2 protein-coding genes and 1 pseudogene are annotated in these 4442 nt (G+C 38.5%); all 3 read left to right on the top strand.

Features of this window, described 5'->3' with window-relative positions; genetic code table 11:
• Positions 1 to 155: 155 nt before the first annotated feature.
• Positions 156 to 1550, top strand: coding sequence for a flavocytochrome c (locus F6K38_RS35565; RefSeq protein WP_287359777.1), 1395 nt, complete (start codon positions 156 to 158; stop codon positions 1548 to 1550).
• 228 nt (positions 1551 to 1778) lie between these two features.
• Positions 1779 to 3473: pseudogene (locus F6K38_RS35560) on the top strand (vitamin B12 dependent-methionine synthase activation domain-containing protein); the annotation flags it as partial.
• A gap of 201 nt (positions 3474 to 3674) precedes the next feature.
• Positions 3675 to 4442 (top strand): AMP-binding protein (locus tag F6K38_RS35555; RefSeq protein WP_287359776.1); only part of this gene is annotated, 768 nt, incomplete at its 3' end.

The raw sequence follows: 4442 nt of genomic DNA, 5'->3' as shown, positions 1-4442 counted from the left end.
TTAAAGGGAGAGGTTATAGCAGAAGTCAGAAGTCAGAAGTCAGAAGTCAGAAGTCAGAAGTAAAACTATTGCGCTTACTTAGCTTTGAGACTTTTGTCATGTCCTAACTGCCCTGGCGACTGCTATAACAGCAGATTAACAATAGCAGTGAAGTGATGGATAAGTCTACTTTCTCTAATTGGGATACAGAGGCAGACGTGGTAGTTGTTGGTAGTGGAGTTGCTGGACTAGCGGCTGCGGTTGAAGCCAAAAATGCTGGTGCATCGGTAGTTGTTCTGGAAAAACGCAGCAGCTGTGGCGGAAATTCCATCATGAGTGATGGAGGGGTGGCGCTTGCGGGGACTGATTTTCAGAAACAATACGGTATTCTAGATTCTTGGGAACTCATGTATGAGGATATGTTGAGAGCTGGCTTGAATATGAATGATGCATCTCTGGCTAAGATAGTTGCTCAACAGTCTAATTCTGTACTAGAGTGGCTTACTGAATATTTAGCTGTCAAATTTAGAGATAAGCCCATAATCTTTGGCGGCCATTCTGTTCCTCGTATCCATCTGCTACACAATTTTTCTGGAACAGCAATTGTGAAACCTCTTCTTTCAAAGGTAAAGGAGTTGGGCATTGATATCAAAACCAATATTTGCCTCACAAAGTTCGGAAAGGATGTTCGAGAGATTGAAGTTTATGACAAAAAGGAAAACCAAGCCAGAGCAGTCTATGCAAATACCGGTGTCGTTTTAGCTACTGGTGGTTTTGGCGGAGATGTTGCTTTCCGAATCCTTCATGATGCTCGTCTAACCAGCACTGTAGGTAATACTAATCGTTCGGATACTACAGCAGAAGGAATGCTAGAGGCGATCAAGATTGGTGCTAGTTCTGTCCATTTGGAATATATTCAGTTATCATCTTGGAGTTCTCCTGACGAGAAACGTGATCAAGTTGCTACCGAATTTTTTTATACAGTTTTTCCCTATGGGATAGTGGTTCATCCCTTAACAGGAAAGCGTTTTTTTAATGAATTAGCGGACAGAAAAATTAGAGCAGATTCAATTTTAGACATTGGTCAACCCAGCATTGGTATTGCTGATTTGGAAGGCATGAACATTTCTGGTCACAGTATGGATCGGTACTTAAGCAGGAATATTGTGAAAAAGTTTGAATACTTGGAGGAACTTGCTGCAGCATATTCTCTGCCTTATCACGCTTTAAAAGAAACTCTCGATCGCTACAACAAGTATGTCGAGAATAAGAAAGATGAGAGTTGGCAAAAGCCTATTCCATTAGAGGCAAAACCTCTCCATGCTCCATATTATGCTATGCGATTGTGGCCTAAGGTACATTACACTATGGGAGGCGTTACCATCAACGCTAAAGCTCAAGTTATTGATAATAATGGCCAGCCCATAAAAGGCTTGTATGCTGCAGGAGAAGTGACAGGAGGTATTCATGGTGCCTCTCGCCTAGGGGGTTCTTCTTTAACTGAATGCCTGGTGTTTGGTAGAATCGCCGGTAGAAATGCTGCTTTACAAAAATTTACATCAATCTCCTAGACTTATTCTAGTAAGTTATGGAAAACTTTATATATATTCTGTTTGCTAAATAATAATTTGTAATTTGTGTTGTTGACTGACATGCTGGAATATACCGATGTACATACAATAGGCAAATTGCAACATGGCTAGCTTTGTATACTGAAGGGTATCAACCAAATCACTATTGATTTAGCAATAAAAACTTTAGCTATTTTATCAATGGGTGTCGAGCTCCCACAACTAACAATGAACAAAATCGTTTTAGAACGTCTCAAACAACATATTATTGATAGCGAATCGATTGGTTTAGAGGAAGCTTTAGAGGAAGCTTTAAAAGACTATTCACCCCGACAGATTATTAACACTTGCCTCTTACAGGCTATGAGGACTGTCGGCGAATTATATGGTTCAAGAGAAATTCCGTTACCGTCCGTTATAAAATCGGCGGAGACTAAAAAAACGGCGGTAGCGTATTTAGAAACCCATATGGATAAGGAAGAAGCTGACGATATTACTCAGGGTAAATGTCTGATTGCGACGGTAGAAGGTGACCTTCACGATCTTGGTAAAAATCTAGTTGATATTATCCTTTCTAGCAATGGTTACAAGGTAATTAATTTAGGCATTAACCAACCAGTTGACAACATTCTCAAAGCCTACGAAGAACATCAACCAGACTGCATTGCCATGAGTGGCTTGTTGATCAAGACTATGGCAGTTATGAAAGATAATTTGGAAATTTTTAATCAAAAAGGCATTACCGTTCCTGTTATCTTAGGTGGCGCTGCATTAACTCCTAAGTTTGTGGAAAAGGATTGCAAAACTACCTATAAAGGTCAAGTTGTATATGGTAAAAATGCTTTTGTTGATTGGCATTTTATGGATAAACTAATGGCAGCAAAAGCTGAAGATAATTGGGACGACCTGAAAGGATTTTTAGATGAAGAAACTTCACCTCCCCCCCCACTAACCTTAGAAGAGATGGGGCAAATGCCATTTGCAGAAGCCAATCAATATAAACTTTATATGAATGACTCATTTGTTTATACTGAAGAATCTTTGGCAAAAGAATCATCGGCAAAAAAATCTGTGGTAATTGATACTAAGCGTTCCCATGTAGTAACTTTAGATGTAGAACGCCCTACTCCTCCTTTTTGGGGAACTCAAGTATTAAAAGATGGAGACATATCAATTGAAGACATTTACCCTTATGTAGATGTACAGCTTTTATACGTCGGACGGTGGCGGTTCCGTAAGCTAAAAGATCAATCACAACAAGATTATAATGACTTTTTAGCAACAAAAGCTTATGGAATTTTAGAAGAATGGAAAGAAAAAGTTATTGCCCATGACCTAATACATCCGGCAGCAATTTATGGCTATTTCCCCTGTAACGCCGAAGGGAATACAGTGTATGTCTACGATCCACAAGATCACAATAAACTACTAACAAGCTTTGAATTCCCCCGTCAACGTGGAGGAAAACGTCTTTGTATTGCGGATTTCTATGCCACTAAAGAATCAGGTCAAATTGATGTCTTACCGATGCAAATTGTAACAGCAGGTGAAATAGGAACCACCCATGCACAGAAGCTATTTGAAGCGGATAATTATCTTGACTACCACTATTACCATGGTGTGGCGATGCAGATGGCAGACGCTATAGCGGACTGGCTGCACGCTAGAATCCGTAAGGAGTTAGGATTTGGGGCGGAAGAACCCGATAATATAACCGATATAATGCGCCAACGCTATCGAGGATCTCGTTATAGTTTCGGTTATCCTGCTTGTCCTAATATGGCAGATCAATTCAAACAAATGGATTTACTCGATACCTCTCGCATCGATGTGTATATGAATGAAAGCGAGCATCTACTTCCGGAACAGTCTACCACGGCGTTTGTTGCTCATCATCCTGTAGCAAAATACTTTAATACTTAGTTAATTAGATAAATAAGCCTATGATGGTAGGTTAATTACAAACTTTTTTTGTCTCCCGTAGATACGGAAACTTGGTAGATAAATTTTCGATAATAATATATAGCGGTTTTCAGTTTAATGGAATACAAATTTATGTGATTTTATGTGATAAAATTTTGACTGGCAGTGATGCCCATCCCACTCATATTGTATTGAATTAAAGTGAAAACCGCTATAACATCAGAAATGATAATTGACAAAGACTTAATTTATGCAAAACAAAATTTTATCAGCTTACCTAATTTATTTAAATTACAAGCACAAAGAACGCCAGAGGCAATTGCGATCGTAGATCGGACAAATTCAATTACCTATCAAAAACTAGACCAGTTGACAGATAACTTAGCGGGTTACCTTCAAAAACAAGGAGTCACTTCAAATCAACCTGTTGGAGTTTTACTGGAAAAATCTCAAGACTATATTATTGCTTGTATCGCTATCCTAAAAGCTGGTGGGGCTTTTATGCCCCTAGAATTAAAATATCCTGATGCTTTGCTTGCCAAAATAGTGGCAGATGCTAAACCTAGTTTAATTATTAGCAAGAGCCAATATTACCAAAGATTAAGTAGTAAAAACCCTCTACAAATTTTACCTATAGATAGAGAAGATAACTGGAACTTTCCCCTAAACCCAGAACAAAAATTACCATCCATAGACCCTAAAAATATAGCCAATATTATCTACACATCGGGAAGTACAGGAGAACCAAAAGGCGTAATATTAACCCATCAGGCAATTGTTACTGGGGAATTGAGGCGAGAGCAAGTAAGTCTCAGTAAATCAGGATATCCTATAGCATATGTATTATTTCAATGGGAAATATATAGACCTTGGATTAAAGGTGCAACTATATATATTGTTCCTGATGAAATAATTTACGATCATGAGCAATTTTTAGATTTAATATTTCAAATCGCTGGTAGATTCACG

Origin of the sequence: Moorena sp. SIO3B2 (assembly GCF_010692525.1) — a bacterium.
Classification (GTDB): domain Bacteria; phylum Cyanobacteriota; class Cyanobacteriia; order Cyanobacteriales; family Coleofasciculaceae; genus Moorena; species Moorena producens.
The sequence above is the reverse complement of the archived record's forward strand: the minus strand, read 5'-3'. Positions and strand labels throughout refer to the sequence as shown.